Annotated in this window: 16 protein-coding genes and 3 pseudogenes; 1 reads left to right on the forward strand and 18 read right to left on the reverse strand. The window is 74.7% G+C overall.

Annotation, left to right across the window (positions count from 1 at the left end; all coding sequences use genetic code 11):
• Nucleotides 1-15: 15 nt before the first annotated feature.
• The 14 genes and pseudogenes from ACT17Q_RS14245 to folP all read right to left on the reverse strand — a co-directional run bounded on the left by ACT17Q_RS14245 (nt 16) and on the right by folP (nt 13953).
• Nucleotides 16-648 carry a hypothetical protein gene (locus ACT17Q_RS14245; RefSeq protein WP_268533125.1) on the reverse strand — a complete coding sequence of 211 codons (633 nt, stop codon included), beginning with the start codon at nt 646-648 and terminating at the stop codon, nt 16-18.
• The gene (locus ACT17Q_RS14250) at nt 645-1733 is read right to left on the reverse strand and encodes a hypothetical protein (protein WP_444663224.1); all 1089 of its coding nucleotides are present in this window, start codon (nt 1731-1733) and stop codon (nt 645-647) included. The genes ACT17Q_RS14245 and ACT17Q_RS14250 overlap by 4 nt, the downstream gene beginning before the upstream one ends.
• Nucleotides 1734-1876: 143 nt before the next feature.
• Nucleotides 1877-2641: pseudogene (locus ACT17Q_RS14255) on the reverse strand (ABC transporter ATP-binding protein); the annotation flags it as partial.
• A 36-nt stretch (nt 2642-2677) separates the two neighbouring features.
• The gene (locus ACT17Q_RS14260) at nt 2678-3175 is read right to left on the reverse strand and encodes a hypothetical protein (protein WP_444663226.1); all 498 of its coding nucleotides are present in this window, start codon (nt 3173-3175) and stop codon (nt 2678-2680) included.
• A gap of 122 nt (nt 3176-3297) precedes the next feature.
• Nucleotides 3298-4242 (reverse strand): carboxylating nicotinate-nucleotide diphosphorylase, encoded by a 945-nt coding sequence (nadC, locus tag ACT17Q_RS14265; RefSeq protein ID WP_444663228.1) that lies wholly within the window; start codon nt 4240-4242, stop codon nt 3298-3300.
• Nucleotides 4243-4276: 34 nt separating this feature from the next.
• Entirely contained in the window at nt 4277-6013 is a 1737-nt protein-coding gene (locus tag ACT17Q_RS14270; RefSeq protein WP_444665402.1) for an L-aspartate oxidase, read from the reverse strand.
• Nucleotides 6014-6219: 206 nt separating this feature from the next.
• Nucleotides 6220-6654, reverse strand: a pseudogene (gene panD, locus ACT17Q_RS14275) (aspartate 1-decarboxylase); the annotation flags it as partial.
• Nucleotides 6651-7559, reverse strand: a complete 909-nt coding sequence (gene panC / locus ACT17Q_RS14280; RefSeq protein ID WP_444663230.1) for a pantoate--beta-alanine ligase — start codon at nt 7557-7559, stop codon at nt 6651-6653. The pseudogene panD and the gene panC, both read right to left, overlap by 4 nt.
• A gap of 256 nt (nt 7560-7815) precedes the next feature.
• Nucleotides 7816-8775: pseudogene (locus tag ACT17Q_RS14285) on the reverse strand (Rossmann-like and DUF2520 domain-containing protein); the annotation flags it as partial.
• Nucleotides 8772-10310, reverse strand: a complete 1539-nt coding sequence (locus ACT17Q_RS14290; RefSeq protein ID WP_444663232.1) for a PH domain-containing protein — start codon at nt 10308-10310, stop codon at nt 8772-8774. The gene ACT17Q_RS14290 and the pseudogene ACT17Q_RS14285, both read right to left, overlap by 4 nt.
• On the reverse strand, nt 10307-10918 hold the full coding sequence (locus ACT17Q_RS14295; protein ID WP_094182449.1) for a PH domain-containing protein: 612 nt from the start codon (nt 10916-10918) through the stop codon (nt 10307-10309). Before ACT17Q_RS14295 ends, ACT17Q_RS14290 begins: the two co-directional genes overlap by 4 nt.
• 37 nt (nt 10919-10955) lie before the next feature.
• Nucleotides 10956-11435 (reverse strand): DUF3180 domain-containing protein, encoded by a 480-nt coding sequence (locus tag ACT17Q_RS14300; RefSeq protein WP_444663235.1) that lies wholly within the window; start codon nt 11433-11435, stop codon nt 10956-10958.
• Entirely contained in the window at nt 11435-13030 is a 1596-nt protein-coding gene (folK, locus tag ACT17Q_RS14305; RefSeq protein ID WP_444663236.1) for a 2-amino-4-hydroxy-6-hydroxymethyldihydropteridine diphosphokinase, read from the reverse strand. The genes ACT17Q_RS14300 and folK overlap by 1 nt, the downstream gene beginning before the upstream one ends.
• The gene (gene folP / locus ACT17Q_RS14310; RefSeq protein ID WP_444663238.1) at nt 13027-13953 is read right to left on the reverse strand and encodes a dihydropteroate synthase; all 927 of its coding nucleotides are present in this window, start codon (nt 13951-13953) and stop codon (nt 13027-13029) included. Before folP ends, folK begins: the two co-directional genes overlap by 4 nt.
• A 207-nt stretch (nt 13954-14160) precedes the next feature.
• Between folP and ACT17Q_RS14315 the strand changes: the two genes are divergently transcribed.
• Nucleotides 14161-14517: a VOC family protein gene (locus ACT17Q_RS14315; RefSeq protein ID WP_444663240.1), complete on the forward strand. Its 357-nt coding sequence runs from the start codon at nt 14161-14163 to the stop codon at nt 14515-14517.
• Between the two features lie 65 nt (nt 14518-14582).
• Here the strand turns inward: ACT17Q_RS14315 and ACT17Q_RS14320 are convergent, their stop codons facing one another.
• From ACT17Q_RS14320 to ftsH, 4 genes are all read right to left on the reverse strand, one after another.
• The gene (locus ACT17Q_RS14320; protein ID WP_094181773.1) at nt 14583-14987 is read right to left on the reverse strand and encodes a hypothetical protein; all 405 of its coding nucleotides are present in this window, start codon (nt 14985-14987) and stop codon (nt 14583-14585) included.
• Nucleotides 14988-15386: 399 nt separating this feature from the next.
• Entirely contained in the window at nt 15387-15971 is a 585-nt protein-coding gene (locus tag ACT17Q_RS14325) for a 1-acyl-sn-glycerol-3-phosphate acyltransferase (protein WP_444663243.1), read from the reverse strand.
• A gap of 1 nt (nt 15972) precedes the next feature.
• Entirely contained in the window at nt 15973-16575 is a 603-nt protein-coding gene (gene folE / locus ACT17Q_RS14330) for a GTP cyclohydrolase I FolE (protein WP_444663245.1), read from the reverse strand.
• Entirely contained in the window at nt 16575-18608 is a 2034-nt protein-coding gene (gene ftsH, locus ACT17Q_RS14335; RefSeq protein WP_094181770.1) for an ATP-dependent zinc metalloprotease FtsH, read from the reverse strand. The genes folE and ftsH overlap by 1 nt, the downstream gene beginning before the upstream one ends.
• Nucleotides 18609-18738 lie beyond the last annotated feature (130 nt).

An 18738-nucleotide genomic window follows, 5' to 3' on the forward strand; every position in this document is an offset into this window, starting at 1 on the left:
ACGCACCCGCCGGCGTCACTCTCCGGAGCCGGCGGTGTGACCGTCCGCGACGACGTAGCGCGCGCCGGCCGCGAGCCAGAGTGCGAGGGACACCGCCGCAGCGGCCGGCACGTCGTACGGGTGGTTCGCCACAGCCCACACGGCAGGGCTCGCCTCGTGGTCGACCGTCCCGAACAGCCAGCACACCAACGAGAACGAGACGGGCGGGATCCAGGAGAGCCGCGGCGACAAGGCGCAGCCCGCCGCGGTCGCCACCGCCACACCGAGCAGGGCGTTCCTCCCCAGCGTGAGTGCGAGCGGAACGCTGTGGTGGACGAGTACGGCGGGAACCGCGGCGACGAGGGCCAGGAGACCTGTTCCGGTCGTGAGCCACGCAGCTCGCCGTACCCGCATGCGGGAGTCCGGGATGAACCGCTCCAGGACCGGTGCCGGCGAGACGACACACAGCGTCCAGGCGCCGGACAGCAGGACCGGAAGCAGGTACACCGGCACGGTCGAGCGCGCGGCACCGAACGACGGCACCTCGACGAGCACGAGCGGCACCAGCGCGACGGCAAGTGAGGTGACCGCGGCCGTCACCACGAGGAGGGGTGCACGCCGGCTCCGCACGAACGCTGTCGCCACCGCGAGCCCGACGTGATGCGTCATGCGACCTCGTCGGCGACGCATGACGGCACCGTCTGCAGCAGTGCCGCCGCGGCGGCATCGTCCAGCGGGGGGACCGGCTCCTGTCCCGGGCTCGCGTAGGTCTGCGAGGTGAGCCACCCGATGAAGCCGAAGTAGGTGTCGAAGTAGACATCCGGGTTTCCCAGGTCCCCGCGCAGCCCGCAGTCGACGACGAAGCTCGACAAGGACTCGGCGGCTCGTCCGCGGATCGTCTCGAACTCGCCGAACGGCACGGGCACGGGCAACGTGACGCCGTCACCGGCCACGGGACCGAGCACCACGCCACCCTCAGGGCTCCATACGCTCCCGATCCGACCCGCGATCGGATCGAGCTCGTCCGCGAGCTGCGGCAGGTCTCGCCGCTGCTCGTCGGGCACGCACACGCGCCCCGCGCCCGACGTCGTCGTCGCGCACGACCACGTGTCGGAGCCTGCCACCACGAACGCGGGCCTGGCGGCGGCCTGACCGAGGAGCACACCGGCGAGGAAGAGCGACCCGACACCGACGACGACTGCGCGCGGACGCACGGTCGTCCAGCCCGCAGTCACGACGAGGAAGCCACCCGCGCAGATGGCAAGCGCAAGCGTGAGGGCGCCGACCGCGGCCACCTCGGGCACGAGGGTGACGGCGCTCCGGCCGTCGCCGACCGCGAAGCGCAGGATTCCGGCACCGCTGTCGGGCGCGAACACGTACAGCAGGTACAGCCCGGTCGCGACCAGCGGCGGAGCGAGCCAGGACCGCACGACCCCGCCGATGCAGCCCCCGAACGCCGCGACGCCAAGCGTCCCGACCATGACGGGCACGAGCCTGGCGTAGGCGACGGGACTCGCGACCGACGAGTGCGCGGCCGCGATCACCGCGGCGCCGACGACCGACAGGAGCAGCCCGCCGAGCGACCACGCCCCGACCGCGCCGGCCTGCCCGATCACGACCCGCAGACGCGCACGATCGGGGAGAGCGAGCACGAGGTCGCGCGTACGTGGACGCCACACGCGGACGACCGCGGCGGCAGCGACACCCGCCGTGATCGGCCAGGCCGACAAGGCTGCGGCGAGGACTTCCTGCATCGCACCCGCACCCGATCGCACGAGCGCCGGATCCCGGAACGCGAGCGCGGCTGCCCCAGCCGCCGGCCATGCGAGTGCTGCGACGACGCCGCCCCATGGCACCGTCGGGACCCGACTGACGGACGGCACGCGCGGACGAGCGCTCACCGAGGTGCCCGTTCGTCGCGCGAGCCGGTCAGAGCGGCGAGAAACCCCCGCTCACCTGCGGAGGCCCCCCGTTGTCGTCCCGAGTCCGCCTGCTTCATCCCCAGCTCCTCGAGCTCGGGGATCGTTCCGCACCATCGCGCACGGCCCTCGTCGAGCACGACGACCCGATCGGCGAGCGAGACGAGATCGTCGACGATGTGCGTCGCCCAGACCACGACGCGGCCGTCAGCGCCTGCGATGACGTGCTCGCGCAGCCGCATCCGCTGGACGGGGTCCAGTCCTGCCGTCGGCTCGTCGAGGACGAGAACCGCCGGGTCGTGCACCAGCGCCTGGGCGAGGAACGCACGGCGGGCCTCCCCGCCTGAGAGGCGGCCGATCCGGACACGCGCCTTGTGACCCAGGTCCACGGCCTCGATCGCATCGACGACGCGTTGGCGCACGGCCCGACGGCGCCCCAGCCGGCTCGCAGCGAAGTACGTCACCAGCTCCTCGACCGTCACCTCGTGCAACCAGTCCGGTGACTGCGGCAGGTACCCCACGGACTCGCGCAGCTCTGACGCGGCCGCGCGGGACGAGATCGGCACGCCGTCGAACACCACGGAGCCACCCTGCGCGAGCTCGAGCCCCGCGAGGATGCGCAGCAGCGTCGACTTGCCCGCGCCGTTGGGTCCGAGGACTCCCGTGATGCCCGGCTGCACGTCGACGGTGAGCTCGTCCAGCGCGGGATGGGCACGGTAGGCGTACCGGACATCGTGCAGCTCGAAGAGGGACTGCGCCTCGCCGGACGTCACCTGGGGTCAGCCGTTGTACACGGACGCGCTCGACTTCCTGGACTCCCGGTCACACTTGTCGGGAGCGAACCTGATGTCGATGCAGATCGAGAACTGCGACCGCACTGCCGTGTAAGGCTCCGGGGCCCATGTCGCCGACACCGAGCCGGACCACCGCGACGAGGTCCGCTCGCTGCTCTTGATCGCGACGGTCTTCGTCCGGATCTGAGGGATGCACTTCCCGCCCGCAAACGGCATGCAGTAGTAGTAGTCGATGTCCGTGACGACGTCTGCGAACGCACTCCGGCCGTCGGACTTCGCGTCCCGCACAGTGAAGTCAGCCGTCGAGTAGTGGCGACCCGCGAGCTGGTACCAGCCGTGGCGCGGGTCGTCAGCGACGCCGGTGGCGACGGTGGTCGACCCATCCTTCGCCGTGAACGACATGTCCGCAAACGTCACCCACGCCTCCGCAGCAGCAGCGCCGCGAACGAGGGCGGGAACGGTCGCCACACTGGTCAGAAACACGCGGACCCTGCCCGCTCCCTGTTGTTGTTTGTCACGATTCGAGACCTTAGCGAGGTCTCGACGTCGGTGGTGCCAGGCCGCGAAGCTGATGTCGTGAACTGGCTGAGCCGCGGCTCCCGCGTCTACACAGGACTGAGGTCGAGGGCCAGGTCCAGGATCGGGGAGGAGTGCGTCAGGCCGCCGACCGAGAGGTAGTCGACGCCCGTCGAGGCGACCTCGGCGGCGCGGTCGAGCGTGAGGTTGCCGGTGGCCTCGAGCTGCGTGGCCGGGGCGACCGCGCGGACCGCGGCGACCACGTCCGCCAGGACCGGCGTCGGCATGTTGTCGAGGAGCAGGAAGTCCGCGCCCGCGGCGACGGCCTCGAGCGCCTGGTCGCGCGTGTCGGCCTCGACCTGGATCGCGACGTCCGGGAAGCGCGAGCGCACCGCCTCGATCGCCGCGGTGACCGAGCCCGCCGCGGCGACGTGGTTGTCCTTGACCATCGCGACGTCGTACAGGCCCATGCGCTTGTTGGTGCCGCCGCCGCAGCGCACCGCGTACTTCTCGAGCGCGCGCAGGCCCGGCGTGGTCTTGCGGGTGTCGAGCACGAGCGCACCCGTGCCCGCGAGCGCGTCCGCCCAGCGGCGCGTGTGGGTGGCGACGCCCGACGCGCGTGAGGCGATGTTGAGCAGCGTGCGCTCCGCGACGAGCAGGAGCTGCACCGGGCCCGCGAGCTCGGCCAGCACGTCGCCGCGCGTCACGCGCGTCCCGTCGGGCACCCGGACGACGACCGTCGCGGGGCTCAGTCCCAGCCGCTGCGCGACCTGCCGGAGCACCACGGGGACGACGACGAGGCCCGCGACGACACCGTCCGCGCGGGCCACCAGGTCCGCGGTGCCGGTCGTCGTCGGGGCGATCGTCGCCTGCGACGTGACGTCCCGGCCGGGCGCAGCACCCAGGTCCTCGTCGAGCGCGGTCGCGACGAGGCGCTCGACCGCGGCCTCGTCGGGCCCGGGGTCGCCGGGCAGCACGCCGGGGCGCGCGCTCGTCGTCGGGACGCCCGTCGGCCCCGTGGTCGTGTCGGTCATCGTCGTCCTCGTCGGTCGGGCGCCCGGTGGCGCGTCAGTCGATGGGCGCTCGGCGCACGACGAGCTGCCCGTCCGGGTCCAGGCTCGCCTCCAGCCGCACCCGCCAGTGCTCGTCGTCGCGCTCGGGGAAGTCGCTGCGCGCATGCCCGCCACGGCTCTCCTGCCGCGCGAGCGCGGTCGCGGTGAGCACCGAGGCGACCTGGTGCACGTTCGTCGTCTCCCACTCGGCGGTCTGCGGCGCGGCCAACGCACGGCCGTCGTCGTGCCGCAGGTGCGCGTCCGTGGGCACCCCGGCCAGACCGCTCGCCGCACGGCGCAGGCAGTCGCCCGAGCGCAGCACACCCGGGCCCTCGGTCGCGAGGCGCTGCACGCGTGCGCGGGACGCCGCGGCGACGAGCGCCTCCGACCCCGAGCGGACCGTGGGCTCCTGGCGGGTCAGTGCGCCCGCCGCGACCTTGTCGGTGATGTGCCGCGCGGCGCGGTGCGCGAACACCAGGCCCTCGAGCAGCGAGTTCGACGCGAGCCGGTTCGCGCCGTGCACACCCGTGCAGGCCGCCTCCCCCACCGCGTACAGCCCCGGCAGCGACGTCCGCCCGACGAGGTCCGTGACCACCCCGCCCGAGTGGTAGTGCTGCGCAGGTGCGACGGGCACCAGGTCCGTGGTCAGGTCGATCCCGTGCTCGAGCAGCCGCTCGTGGATCGTCGGAAACCGGCGACGCAGGAAGTCGCCACCCAGGTGCCGCGCGTCCAGCCACACGTGGTCCGCGCCGGTGTCCGCCATGCGACGCACGATCGCGTGCGCCACCACGTCCCGCGGCGCCAGCTCGGCCATCGGGTGCACGTCCGGCATGAACCGCACGCCGTCCGTGTCGAGCAGCAGCGCGCCCTCGCCCCGCACCGCCTCCGAGACGAGCGTGAGCTGCCCCTTCACGCCCGAGCCGAGCCACAGCACCGTCGGGTGGAACTGCACGAACTCGACGTCCCCGACCACCGCACCGGCACGCAACGCCGCCGCGATGCCGTCACCCGTCGCCTGCGGCGGGTTGGTCGACGAGCGGAACACCTGGCCGATGCCGCCCGTGGCGAGCACCACCGCCTTGCCGAGCGCCGCGCCCACACCGTCGCGCTGACCCTCGCCGATCACGTGCAGCGTCACCCCGCACGCCGCACCCGGGCGACCGTCCGGCCCCGCCGGGCCCGTCAGCACGTCGAGCACGAGCGCGTGCTCGATCACCTCGATGCCCGGGTCGTCCCGCACCGCCTCGATCTGCGCGACGAGCGCCCGGGAGATCTCCGCACCGGTCGCGTCACCGCCCGCGTGCGCGATCCGGTCCGCGTGGTGCCCGCCCTCACGCGTGAGCGAGATCTGCCCGTCCGGCGCCCGGTCGAACACCGCACCGCGCGCAACCAGCTCGCGCACACGCGCCGGCCCCTCGGTCACCAGCACCTCGACCGCCCGCGGGTCGCACAGGCCCACACCCGCGACGAGCGTGTCCTGCAGGTGCGCCGCCGGGGAGTCCTCCGGGTCCAGGGCCGCCGCGATGCCGCCCTGCGCCCACACCGTCGAGCCCGAGCCGAGCAGGTCCTTCGTCACCAGCAGCACCCGCGGCACCCGCGTGCGCAGCTCGAGCGCCGCGGTCAGCCCCGCGATGCCCGAGCCCACCACGATCGCGTCGACCTCGACCGTCCAGCCCGCGGCCGGTGCGGCCAGGCGCGTCGCGAGCCGCGGCGCCGAGTCCAGGCCGCCGTCCGACGAGGGTGCGGTCGCCAGGTCCCGGACCGGCGGCGCGGCGACACCCGCCTGCGGGGTCACCGGCCCGCGCCGTGAGGCACGGAGTCGTCCGCCTGCTCGTCGGACACCGGGGGCGGGGTGCCGCGCCCCGGGTGCGTGTGCGGTCCCTGCACACCGCAGCCGGCATGCGTGTGCGCCGCCGTGCGGTCCACCGGGCTGGGGTGCTCGACCAGGTCACGGCCCTGCGCGAACGGCACGCCGCTCGGCTGCAGACCCGCCGCGGCCGTCCACTCCTCGGGCACCTGACCCGGGTCGTCGGACAGGTCGACGATCCGGTTGTCCGAGTCGACCAGCACCACGTGCGGCTCGTACGTGCGGGCCTCCGCGTCCGACAGCAGCCCGTACGCGATGAGGATGACCACGTCACCCGGGTGCACCAGGTGCGCCGCGGCACCGTTGATGCAGATCTGCCCCGAGCCCGCCTCACCCGCGATCGCGTACGTCGTCAGGCGCGAGCCGTTCGTCACGTCGACGATGTCGACCTGCTGGCCCGGCAGCAGGTCCGCCGCCGCGAGCAGGTCCGCGTCCACCGTCACCGACCCCACGTAGTGCAGGTCCGCCTGCGTCACCGTGGCCCGGTGGATCTTGCCCGTCATCATCGTGCGCATCAGCGAGCTCATGCCCCGCCTCCCGTCCGGCCGAGCACCACGGCCGTGTTGTCGATGAGCCGTGTGGTCCCGAGCCGCGCCGCGAGCGCGAGGACCGCCTCGCCCGCCCGGTCGTCGGCCACCGGCGTGAAGTCGTCCGGGTCGACCAGCACCACGTAGTCGACCGCGTCGAGCCCCGCGTCCGTGAGCACGTCCCGCGTCGCCGCGAGCACCTCCCCCGTCGCCGCGCCACCCGCCGCGGCCTGCTCGCCCGCGCGCAACGCACGCGGCAGCGCCAGCGCGCGTGCCCGCTCGTCGGCCGTCAGGTACGCGTTGCGGCTCGACAGCGCCAGGCCGTCCGCGTCGCGCACCAGCGGCACGCCGACCACCTCCACCGGCACGTCCAGGTCCCGCACCATGCGGCGCACCGCCGCGAGCTGCTGCGCGTCCTTGCGGCCGAACAGCGCCACGTCCGGGCGCGTGAGGTGCAGCAGCTTGAGCACGACCGTGAGCACCCCGTCGAAGTGCCCCGGCCGCACGGCACCCTCGAGGGTCTCCCCCAGCGCGCCCGCGCTCACCCGCACCCACGGGTCGCCGTCCGGGTAGACCACCTCGGGGGTCGGCGCGAACACCACGTCGGCCGGGCCCAGCAGTCCCTCGCCCGTCAGGAGCGCGAGGTCGCCCTCCAGGTCCCGCGGGTAGCGCGAGAGGTCCTCGCCCGCGCCGAACTGCAACGGGTTGACGAAGATCGTCACGACCACGCGGTCCGCGAGCGTCCTGGCGTGGCGGACCAGCGACAGGTGACCCGCGTGGAGCGCACCCATCGTCATCACGACCGCGCGCGCGTGCCGCTCGCGGCGCGCGACGACCGGTGCGGCCAGGGCGGCGTCGAGCTCGGCGCGGGTGCGCGCGAGCGTCGGGCCGGCGGCGGTGGTCATGGGTCCTCCTGCGGTCCCCGCGGGGCGGGGCGGCGTGTCAGTCGTCGTGCTGGTCGTCGTGCTGGTCGTCGTGCTGGTCGTCGTGCTCGTCGGGAGGCTGCTCGTCCTCACGCGGGCGCTTCGAGTGCAACGATCCCGCATCCGGTTCGATGCCCGCGACCGCGGGACCGTGTGACGTGCGAGACGCCCCGCCGCCGACCGGGCCGTCGTCGGCGGCGTCAGGGCCGGTACCAGGAGCGGTCTCGACGGCGGCGTCGGCGGCCGACGAGGGCGGTCCGAGCGCGTCCAGCACACGCGCGGCGGCGTCCTGCGAGAGCAGCCCCGCCGAGAGCGCACGCGCGTCGGCCGCGCGCGCGAGCGCCCGGTACGCGGCCGGGACGTCCGGGGCGCCCGCTCGCGCCGCGAACGCGTCGAGCACCGCCAGGTGCTCCGCGACCGTGCCCGCGTCGCCCCGGCGCACCGGACCCGTGAGCGCCGTGATGGCCCCCGCGCGGGACCCGGCCGCGTCGCCCAGCGCCGCGAGCTCGCCCGGGGACTCGGCGCGCAGCGCGCCGTCGAGCGCCGCCTCGAGCAGCGGTGCGAGCATGCGTCCCGGGTCCGCGACGCCCGCCGCCGCGAGCGCCTGCGCCGCCTGCGCGACGAGCACGACGAGGTGGTTCGCGCCGTGCGCGAGCGCCGCGTGGTACAGCGCCCGGGCGTCCTCGTCGAGCACCGTCGGCTCGCCGCCGATCTCCATGACGAGCGCCTGCCCGATCGGCAGCACCGCCGCAGGCGCGGTGACCGCGAACGGGCAGCCCACCAGCCGCGCCAGGTCGAGCGACGTGCCCGTGAACGTCATCGCCGGGTGCAGCGCGAGCGGGATCGCACCCGCAGCGCGCGCGGGCGTCAACACCTGCGTGCCGTACCGACCGGACGTGTGCGCGACGATCTGCCCGACCTGCCACGCGCCCGTCTCCGCGAGACCGGCGACCAGGTCCGCGAGCGCGTCGTCGGGGACCGCGAGCAGCACGAGCTCCGCGCGGCGCACCACCTCCGGGACCTGGAGGACCGGCACTCCCGGCAGCAGCGCGTCCGCACGGTCGCGCGACTCCTGCGAGACCGCGCTAACACCGACGACCGGGTGGCCGGCGCCGCGCAGCGCGTTGCCGAGCACCGCACCCACGCGGCCCGCACCGACCACGCCGACGCCGAGCCGTCCCGGGCGGCGGTCGCTCACACGCGCTCCCGCATCCACTGCTCCGGGCGGGCCGCCGCGCGCGCCGTGCGCGCACGTTCCGCCTGCTCGTCGAGCAGCGCCGCCGCCACGCGGCCGTCCAGGTGGTTCACGCGCGGCGCGACCGGTCCGGGAGTCGAGTGCACGACGAAGCTCGCCAGCCCCAGCCGGCGCTGCACCGGCCCCTGCTCGAGCCCGAGCGACTGCGTGCGCTCGTGCGGCACCACCGACACCTGCCGGACCACCCGGCCCGAGCGGGCGAGCAGCGCGGTGCGCGTCACGCGCACCCCGTGCCGACGCCACCCGATCGGGTCCACCCAGCGGGCCGCGCGCGGCGCCGGCGTGAAGCCGCCGTCCTCGTCACGACCGGACAGCGCCGCCTCGACGAGCGCGCGCGGGTCCTCGACCCCCAGGTCGGGGAGCACGAGCCACAGCGCGGTCGCGGCCTCGTCCCGCGTCGCGACCGGGTGCAGCACGGTCGCGCGGCTCGCCTCCTGACCCTGCGAGTAGCCCGCGACGTTGATCTCGACGCGCCACCAGTCCGGCCCGCGCCACAGCACCGGCTGCAACAGGCGCACCGCCTGCACGCGCCCCGGCGGGACGGTCTGCGCGCGCTGCTCGGTGAGCCCGTGCCGCAGGCGGATCCCGTCGGGCGACAGCGCGGCGCGGAAGCTCGCACCCCCGTTGACCCGGCCCCACAGCGCGCCGCCGAAGCCCAGGAACGCGGGCAGCAGCACCGCGAGCGGGCTCACGTCACGCGCCACAACCGCCGCGACCACCCCGCCTACCACCAGCAGCACGAGGCCGACGACGGTGCCCGACCGCACCGAGGCGCCGATCAGCCGCGGCATCGGCAGCGCGTACACCTCCTGCTCGGGCGCCTCCTCGAACGCCGCGGGAGCCGGGACCTCGCCCGCGTGCGGTGCGGCATCGACCGGGGCACCCGGGAGCGTCGTCGTGCCGGACCCCGCCACGGCGGGCACCGCGATGCCGGGCCCCGCCGTGCCGGGTGCCGCCGAGCCCGGTGCACCCGCCGCGGACGGTCGACGCAGGCCCGCGGCGAGCGCGAGCAGCTCCGAGCGCAGGCGCTGGGCGTCCGGCTCCCGCAGGTACGCCAGCTGCACGGCCGAGCCGCTGCCGCCCGCGACCTCGAGCCGCAGCTCCGCGAGACCCAGCAGCCGCGCGAGCAGCGGCTGCACCACGTCCACGGCCTGCAACCGGTCCAGCCGCGCCTGCCGCTGCGTGCGGAACAGCACGCCGGAGTGCAGGTGCACCGCCTCGTCCGTCACCGCGAACCGCATGTGCCGCCACGCGAGCGCCGCGTAGCCCCAGCCGACCAGCGCGACCAGCACCACGACGCCCAGCGCGATGAGCCAGCCGCGGCCACCCAGCAGGTCCGCCGCCGAGCGCACGTCGTCCGCCGCCTGGTACCCGACGATCGCGACGACCGCCACGAGCGTCTTCCAGCCCTTGAGCGCGGGCGTCACGGGGTGGACGCGGCGCCACGCCTGCGCGGGCACGCGGTCGTCGTCGCTCACAGCCCCGCCAGCCGTGCCTCACCGCGCGACGCGAGCCGGTCGCGCAGGCGCGCCGCCTCGGCGGGCGGCAGGCCGTCGATCGACGCCGTCGTGGCGGGCGACGCGGTGTGCAGCTGCACGGACGCGATGCCGAAGCGGCGTGCGAACGGCCCCGCGCTCACGTCCACGTACTGCATCCGCCCGTACGGCACGACGACGAGCTGGCGGAACATGATGCCGCGCCGCACGAGCAGGTCGTCGGCGCGCTCGGCGTACCCCAGCGCGCGCACCTGACGCGGCACCAGCAGCGCCCCCCACAGCCCGAGCGCGGCGACGACGGCGGCCGGGACCCACAGCCACGACGCTCCCGTGGCCAGCGCGAGCACGACGAGCAGCGCCAGCACCGGCCCGAGCCACAGCGCGAGCGCCGTGAGGCGGGCCGTGGCGAGGCGCCCCGACACCGGGGTCCAGGTCACGCCCTCGGGCTCGAACGGCAGGCTCGCGCCCGTCGGACGGTCCGTGGTCGGACCGGTCGGGTGGTCGCTCGGGAGATCGGCCGTGCGGTCGCTCGGGTGCGGTGCGGGCTGGTCGGTCGGTCGCTCGGCCGGTGGCGTGGTCACGTCCGTCATCCTCCCATCGTCGTGCGTGCGGTCCGGGCCTCCCGCCTCAGCCCGCGGTGGGGTGCGGCGCCTCGACCTTCTCGTCGTCCTCGGGGGGCGGGACCGCGCAGAACCACTCGACGACGAGGCCGACCGCCGCGAGGACGACCGCACCCGCCGTCGCCGCACCCGCCGCGACGGCACGCCCGCCGTTGCCGTGCGTCGCCAGGTCGGTGACCAGCGCGATCGTCTGCCCGCCGTACCACCCGCTGAGCAGGGCACCGGTGTAGCAGGACGCCTTCGCGAGCACCGCGGTGCGCGCCGCCCGGATCGGGTCCAGCGCCGGCCGCCTGCCCCGCAGGAACTGCCGCACCGCCCAGCCCATCGAGAACACCACGGCCGCGATCAGCACCTCGACCGCCGCGACGAGCCACGGGACCTGCGGCGGCAGCCCGCCCCGACCCGCGACGACCCGCCACCCCAGCCACGTCAGCGCCGCGACCCCGACCGCGACGAGGACGAGCGTCTGCCAACGCGTGCGACGCATCACGCCCCCGGACCGGGCTGCCCCGACCCGTCCTCGTCGACGTCCCACTGCGCCGCCGGCACCGGGGCCGTCAGCCAGTCGAGCGCGAGCCAGCGCACGCCCTCACGGTCCGGCGCCGTCGCCGCGAGCGCCGCGACGGGGCCACCGCCGAGACCCGGGAGCACCGCGTCGGGGTCGACCTGCGCCCACGGCTGCAGCACGAACGCGCGCTCGTGCGCGCGCGGGTGCGGCAGCTCGAGGTCGTCGGTCACCGCCAGCACCGAGCCGTACACGATCACGTCCACGTCCAGCGTGCGCGGACCCCAGTGCTCGAGCCGCTCGCGCCCGTGCGCGTGCTCGACCGCCTGCACCGCGTGCAGCAGGTCCCGTGGCGAGAGCAGCGTGCGCACGAGCACGACCGCGTTGAGGAAGTCCGGCTGCTCCGGTCCCCCGACCGCGGCCGTCCGGGCGAGCGGGGACACGTCGAGCACGTCGATGCCCGGCGTGCGGTCGAGGTCCCCGACCGCCTGGCGCAGGGTCTCCTGCGCGTTGCCGAGGTTCGCCCCGAGCGCGAGGACCGCCTCGACGGGCGCGGCGGGCGCCTCGTCGAGCCGGTCCGAGACCAGCTCGCCCGGCACCACCTCGTCGTCGCGAGCCGGTGCCTCGTCGGGACGGCCCACCACCACGGGCTCGCGGTACGCGTCCCCGTACGCGGCCTGGTCGCGCTGGGCGGCCGCGTCGAGCTCCGCGAGCGAGAGCGGCGGCATGACCTGGGTCGCGTCGGCCGGGGCCGGCGGTGCGGGGGCGGCAGACGGTGCGGGCGCGGGGGTGGGTGCGGGCGCCACCGCGGGGTTCGACGTCGTCGGCGGGCCGGACGCGACGATCGACGTCTCGTCCGCCGGGCGCAGCGTCGCGCCACCGCCGAGCGGACCGCCGACGACGAGGTCGCCCGGCTTGGGCAGCGGGACGAGCGGCGGCGCGACCGCCGCACCGCCCAGCGGACCCGCGAGCGCACCGATCGCGGGTTCGACGACGGGCGCGACCAGCGGGGGCGCGGGGACCGTGGCGGGCGCGGCCGGCGGCCCGGCCACGGGCGCCTCGGGACCCGCGTGGAGCGCGGGCGCCTGCTGGGCCGGCGCGACCGGGAGGGCCGCGGTGTGCGTGATTGCGCGCGTGGCCGGCTCCGCGCGGGGCTCCGCGCGGTGCGGCTCGGCCGCGGGCAGCTTGCCGCGGTCCCGGCGGATCGCGACGACCACGTCCCCGAAGGGCACCGGGATGGGCGCCTGCGGCTTGTGCACCGCGACGTCGACCGCCGCGACCGAGCCGTCTGCGAGCACCGTGGCCGCGATGCGCTCCGCGACCGTCTCGATGAGGTCGGCGGGCGGCCCCTCGATCACCGCGACCACCTGCTGCGCGAGCGCGCCGTAGTCGAGCGTGTGCTCCAGGTCGTCGCGCGCCGCGGCCCGCCGCGTGTCCAGGTGCACGACCACGTCGACGACGAACGTCTGCCCCTCGCGGCGCTCGTGCTCGAACACGCCGTGGTAGCCCGTCGCGCTCACCCCGACGAGGCGGATCTGGTCCAGGCGATGACCCTGGCCGTCGGTCACGTCGCTCACGCGTCCTCCTGTCGCTCGTCGTGGCGCTCGTCGTCGTGGCGCTCGTCGTCGTGGCGCTCGTCGCTCGCCACACCCTGCCATGCCGCGGCCACACGCACGGCGTCCACCGAGGCCGCGACCTCGTGCACCCGCACGCACCACGCGCCCGCCGCCGCGGCGAGCGCCGAGATCGCCGCCGTCGCGTGGTCGCGCCGCAGCGGCGGCGCGGGGGTGCCGTCCGGCGCGGCGAGCAGGTGCCCGAGGAACCGTTTGCGGCTCGCGCCGACGAGCACCGGGAAGCCGTCCGCGACGAGCTCCGGCAGCCGCGCCAGCAGCGGCCAGTTGCTCGCCCCCGACTTCGCGAACCCGAGGCCCGGGTCGAGCACCACCTGCTCGTCGCGCACGCCCGCGGCCCGCAGTGCCGCGACCCGCTGCGCGAGCTCGCGTCGCACGTCGTCCACCACGTCGTCGTACCGGTCCATGCCGTCCATCACGTCCGCGTGGCCGCGCCAGTGCATCGCGACGTACACCGCGCCCGTCGCGGCGACCGCCTCGTACATCGCGTCGTCGGCCAGACCGCCCGAGACGTCGTTCACGACGAGCGCGCCCGCCTCGACCGCCTCGCGCGCCACCTGCGCGCGCGTCGTGTCGACGCTGACCGTCGCGCCGCGGCGCACGAGCTCGCGGATCACCGGCAGCACGCGCTCGCGCTCCTCGTCGACGGGCACGCGACGCGCGCCCGGACGCGTGGACTCGCCCCCCACGTCGAGCAGGTCCGCCCCCTGCTCGAGCAGCGCGAGCCCGTGCGCGACGGCGGCGGCGGGCGTGAACCACCGGCCGCCGTCGGAGAACGAGTCCGGCGTCACGTTGACGACGCCCATGACCAGGCAGCGGTCGGCGCGGCTCAGCTCCGCGGGCAGGCCTGCGGGTCCCCTGACGGTCATGCCCCGAGCCTAGGACCCCGGCCGCTCCCCCGACCCCGCCATCTCACGCTCTCGGCGGACACCGCGCGAGATCCCTCCCTCGGCAGTGCCGCGGGGCCGCGCGGGCGCGCGCTCGGGTGGGGCGTGTCGGTGGGGAGGCCTAGCGTCGTCAGGGTCCGATTGGTGCGGTTCGGGAGGGACCACTCCCGGCCTGACGGAGGAACCGACATGCCACACGGAGACATCACGCACATCGACATCCCGGTGAGCGACCTCGCCGCCGGGGCGAGGTTCTACGGGGAGCTGTTCGGCTGGCAGATCGCGGAGGTGCCCGGCTTCGAGGGGTACCCGATGTGGCAGGCGCCCAACAAGATCAGCGGCGGCGGCCTCGCGCCGCGCGACGAGTCCTTCACGCAGCCGCGCAGCTACGTGGAGGTGGACTCGATCGACGAGGCGCTGGCCAAGGCGGTCGAGCTCGGCGGGACGGTCCTGCAGGGGAAGCAGCCCATCACCGAGACGAGCTGGTGGGCCTTCTTCCGGGACCCGGACGGCAACGTCATCGGGCTCTACGAGGGCACCACCTGAGCGCGACCGCGAGGGTCGTCGGCGTGCCGGGTGCAGACCAGCACCCGGCACGCCGTCCCGAGCGGTCAGTAGTACGTCTTGGGGAGCAGGACGAGCTCCTTCTCCCAGGCGAGGCCGGCGAGGATCCGGTGCGCCGGGATCGCACCGCCGGGAAGGGTGCCGGGCGAGAGGTACGTCGTGAGGATCTTCGCCGTCACGCCACCCGTGAGCGTGGGGGGGACCTCGATGTCGAACGTGCTCTCCTCCTCGTTCAGGAGGAAGCCGAGGCCGTCCTCGCGGCGGTCGCCGGTGCGGCGCTCGCGCAGCGCGGCGCAGCGGTCCGCGACCTGGCGCAGCCACTCGCCGTCGCGGATGTGTGCGGGGTCGGTCGTGTAGAGCAGGACGGCCGGCGCCCACGTCGCCTCCGCGGGGTCGAACAGCGCGCTGTTCGCCTGCACGACGGCCGCGAACACGAGCGGCGCGTTCGCCATCTCGTGCTCCCACGTCTTGACCGCCTTGCGCAGGAGGCCGAACGGCTTCCCCTTGATCGTCGTGAGCTCGTCCGTCAGCGGCCGCGGCGTCGCGACGAACTTCTCCCATCACTTCGGGGGATTACCGGCCGGTACCGGTTCCGGCGCGCCAGCAGAGCACTCAGGATGGACGGCCGCCGCGAACGGCCACCCCGCGCGGGCACCGCGCCGGGACACCGCCCGCGGGCACGACGACGAGAGCGGCCCCGCGGGGTCGGACGTCAGACGAGGGGCCCGGCGGCCAGGGTCGCGACGAGGGCGACGGACGTCAGACGAGCAGCCCCACGGCCAGGGTGGCGACGAGGGCGACGGCCGCGACGATCGACACGGTCATGAGCACCGCGCGCGAGCGCAGGAACCTCATACGGACTCCTGCCCGTCCTCCGCGCGCAGGCGCGGCTCGGTGCGCCGGGACGGGCGCAGGCCCGACTTGTCGGCGTAGAACGCGCGCACCACGTCCATGTCGGCGCGGACGTCCCCCGTCAGCCGGATCGTCGGGCCGAGCCCGGTGGTCATGGTGGGCCGGTCGACGTACCCGAGCGTCACGGGCCAGTCGGCGTCCCGCGCGATGCGGTAGAACCCCGATTTCCAGCCCGAGCCGCTGCGCGACCCCTCGGGCGTCACGACCAGGTAGAACCGCTCGCCGGCGCGCACGCGCGCGAGGAGCTCCTCGACGAGCCCGGCCGGGTCCCGACGGTCGACGGGGATGCCGCCGATCGAGCGCATGAGCGGTCCGGCGAGCCCGCGGAACAACGTGTGCTTGCCGAGCCAACGGAACCCGAGCCCCTGCTCCCACGCGATCGCGAGCATCAGCACGAAGTCCCAGTTCGACGTGTGCGGCGCGCCGATGATCACGCCCGCGCCGTCCTGCGGCAGCCGCTGCGTGGACAGACGCCACCGGCTCAGGGCCCAGTAGAGGCGCGCGAGCGCCCGGCGGACGCGCATGTCAGCGCGCGTGGATGAGGCTCATCGCCTCGGCCCGGGTCGCGGCGTCGCGCATCTGCCCGCGCACGGCGGACGTGACGGTCCGCGAGCCGGGCTTGCGCACCCCGCGCATCGACATGCACAGGTGCTCGCACTCGACGACGACGATGACGCCGCGCGGCTTGAGCTGCTCGACGAGCGCGTCGGCGACCTGCGAGGTCAGGCGCTCCTGGACCTGCGGACGCCGCGCGAACACGTCGACCAGCCGCGCGAGCTTCGACAGGCCGGTGATCCGCCCGTCCTCACCCGGGATGTACCCGACGTGCGCGACGCCGTGGAACGGCACGAGGTGGTGCTCGCAGGTGGAGTACACCTCGATGTCCTTGACCAGCACCATCTCCTCGTGACCGAGGTCGAACGTGGTGGTCAGCACGTCCTGCGGGGCCATGCGGAGCCCGGCGAAGATCTCCCGGTAGGCGCGCGCGACGCGCGCGGGGGTCTCGCGCAGGCCCTCGCGCTCGGGGTCCTCGCCGACCGCGAGCAGCAACTCACGGATGGCCGCCTCGGCGCGGTCCTGGTCGTACTCGCCGACGGCCTGGTCGGGCGCGGTGATCGGGTCGACCATCAGGACAGCTCGGGCGTCTGGGACGGGGGGACCTCGACCGTCTCGGTCGGCGGGCGCTCCGGGTTCGCCGCGGCGGCCTCGTCCTCGGGGACGACGGCGTGCCCGTTGCGCGACGCGACCTCCGCGGGCGTCTGCACCGGCGGGCGGTCGGAGACGGCACGCTGGTCGCTGGACAGCCACACCTGGCGCGGTGCGCGCTTCTCGACCGGCCGGAAGATCTCCGCGAGCTGCGCCGCGTTGAGCGTCTCCTTCTCGAGCAGCTCGAGCACGAGCGCGTCGAGCACGTCGCGGTACTGGACCAGGATCTCCCACGCCTCGTCGTGCGCGTGCTCGATGAGGGCCCGCACCTCGGCGTCGATCCGGCCCGCGACCTCCTCGGAGTAGTCGCGCTGGTGGCCCATGTCGCGGCCGAGGAAGACCTCGCCGGAGTCCTGGCCGAGGCGGATGGCGCCGAGCGTGCTCGACATGCCGAACTGCGTGACCATGCGGCGTGCGGTCGCGGTGGCCTTCTCGATGTCGTTGCCCGCGCCCGTCGTCGGGTCGTGGAACACGAGCTCCTCGGCGACGCGGCCACCCATGGCGTACGCGAGCTGGTCGAGCAGCTCGTTGCGGGTCACGGAGTACTTGTCCTCGACGGGCATGACCATCGTGTAGCCGAGGGCGCGGCCGCGCGGCAGGATCGTCACCTTGGTGACCGGGTCGGTGTAGCGCAGCGCCGCGGCGACGAGCGCGTGGCCGCCCTCGTGGTATGCGGTGAGCTTCTGCTCCTTGACGTTCATGACGCGCGTGCGCTTCTGCGGGCCGGCGACGACGCGGTCGATCGCCTCGTCGAGCGCGTGGTCGTCGATGATCTGCGCGTTCTTGCGCGCGGTGAGCAGCGCGGCCTCGTTGAGCACGTTCGCCAGGTCGGCGCCGGTGAAGCCCGGCGTGCGCCGCGCGACGGCGGTCAGGTCGACGGCCGGGGCCATCGGCTTGCCCTGCGCGTGGACCTGCAGGATGCGCTCGCGCCCCTTGAGGTCCGGCGGCTCGACGGCGACCTGGCGGTCGAACCGCCCGGGCCGCAGCAGCGCGGGGTCGAGGATGTCGGGCCGGTTGGTCGCGGCGATGAGGATGACGTTCGTCTTGACGTCGAAGCCGTCCATCTCGACGAGCATCTGGTTGAGCGTCTGCTCGCGCTCGTCGTGCCCGCCGCCCAGGCCCGCACCGCGGTGGCGGCCGACGGCGTCGATCTCGTCGACGAAGATGATCGCGGGCGAGTTCTCCTTGGCCTGCTGGAACAGGTCGCGCACGCGGCTCGCGCCGACGCCGACGAACATCTCGACGAAGTCCGAGCCGGAGATCGAGTAGAACGGCACGCCGGCCTCGCCCGCGACGGCGCGCGCGAGCAGCGTCTTGCCGGTGCCGGGCGGGCCGTACAGCAGCACGCCCTTGGGGATCTTGGCGCCGACGGCCTGGAACTTGGCGGGCTCGGAGAGGAACTCCTTGATCTCCGTGAGCTCCTCGACGGCCTCGTCGACGCCCGCGACGTCCGCGAACGTGACCTGCGGCGACTCCTTGGAGACGAGCTTGGCGCGCGACTTGCCGAAGCTCATGACGCGCGAGCCGCCGCCCTGCATGTTCGCCATGAGGAACCAGAAGATCGCCAGGATGATGATGAACGGCAGCACCAGCGACAGCAGGCTGCTCCACCACGACGTCTGCGGGTTCTCGGACGTGAAGCCCTTGTCCAGGTCGGCCGACTGCACGGCCTCGACGACGGTCTCGCCCTGCGGCGCGACGTACTGGAACTGCACGAGCTTGCCGTAGTCGTCGTCACCCTCGACGAAGTTCTTCTTCAGCGTCAGCTGCACGCGCTGCACGCCGTCGGTGATCTTCGCGGACTCGACGGTGTCGCCGCGCAACAGCTCGAGGCCGTCGGACGTGTCGATGGACTTGACGCTGGGCTGGGCCAGCGTGCTCACGCCGATCCAGAGCAGCACGACGGCCAGCACGATCCACAGCACGGGACCACGGGCGAGGCGCTTGACGTTCATAGGCGTTCGGGGCCGAGCCCCACATCCTCCTGCTCGAGCGGGCTTGTCGGTCGAACGTACACGGTGATCCTGACGTTCCCGGCCGGTGTTCGCGCAGGGCACAGCCCGCCGGTCACGGCCCGGACCACCG

The sequence above is a fragment of the Cellulomonas sp. CW35 genome (assembly GCF_052378485.1).
Taxonomy (GTDB): Bacteria; Actinomycetota; Actinomycetes; order Actinomycetales; family Cellulomonadaceae; genus Cellulomonas; species Cellulomonas uda.

Bases quoted from the DNA above. Each gene is read 5' to 3' on its own strand.
- ACT17Q_RS14245 (WP_268533125.1), bottom strand. From the start codon at position 648: ATGACGCATCACGTCGGGCTCGCGGTGGCGACAGCGTTCGTGCGGAGC.
- ACT17Q_RS14250 (WP_444663224.1), bottom strand. From the start codon at position 1,733: ATGCAGGAAGTCCTCGCCGCAGCCTTGTCGGCCTGGCCGATCACGGCG.
- nadC (WP_444663228.1), bottom strand. From the start codon at position 4,242: ATGACCGACACGACCACGGGGCCGACGGGCGTCCCGACGACGAGCGCG.
- panC (WP_444663230.1), bottom strand. From the start codon at position 7,559: ATGACCACCGCCGCCGGCCCGACGCTCGCGCGCACCCGCGCCGAGCTC.
- ACT17Q_RS14295 (WP_094182449.1), bottom strand. From the start codon at position 10,918: ATGACGGACGTGACCACGCCACCGGCCGAGCGACCGACCGACCAGCCC.
- ACT17Q_RS14300 (WP_444663235.1), bottom strand. From the start codon at position 11,435: ATGCGTCGCACGCGTTGGCAGACGCTCGTCCTCGTCGCGGTCGGGGTC.
- folP (WP_444663238.1), bottom strand. From the start codon at position 13,953: ATGACCGTCAGGGGACCCGCAGGCCTGCCCGCGGAGCTGAGCCGCGCC.
- ACT17Q_RS14315 (WP_444663240.1), top strand. From the start codon at position 14,161: ATGCCACACGGAGACATCACGCACATCGACATCCCGGTGAGCGACCTC.
- ACT17Q_RS14320 (WP_094181773.1), bottom strand. From the start codon at position 14,987: ATGGCGAACGCGCCGCTCGTGTTCGCGGCCGTCGTGCAGGCGAACAGC.
- ACT17Q_RS14325 (WP_444663243.1), bottom strand. From the start codon at position 15,971: ATGCGCGTCCGCCGGGCGCTCGCGCGCCTCTACTGGGCCCTGAGCCGG.
- folE (WP_444663245.1), bottom strand. From the start codon at position 16,575: ATGGTCGACCCGATCACCGCGCCCGACCAGGCCGTCGGCGAGTACGAC.
- ftsH (WP_094181770.1), bottom strand. From the start codon at position 18,608: ATGAACGTCAAGCGCCTCGCCCGTGGTCCCGTGCTGTGGATCGTGCTG.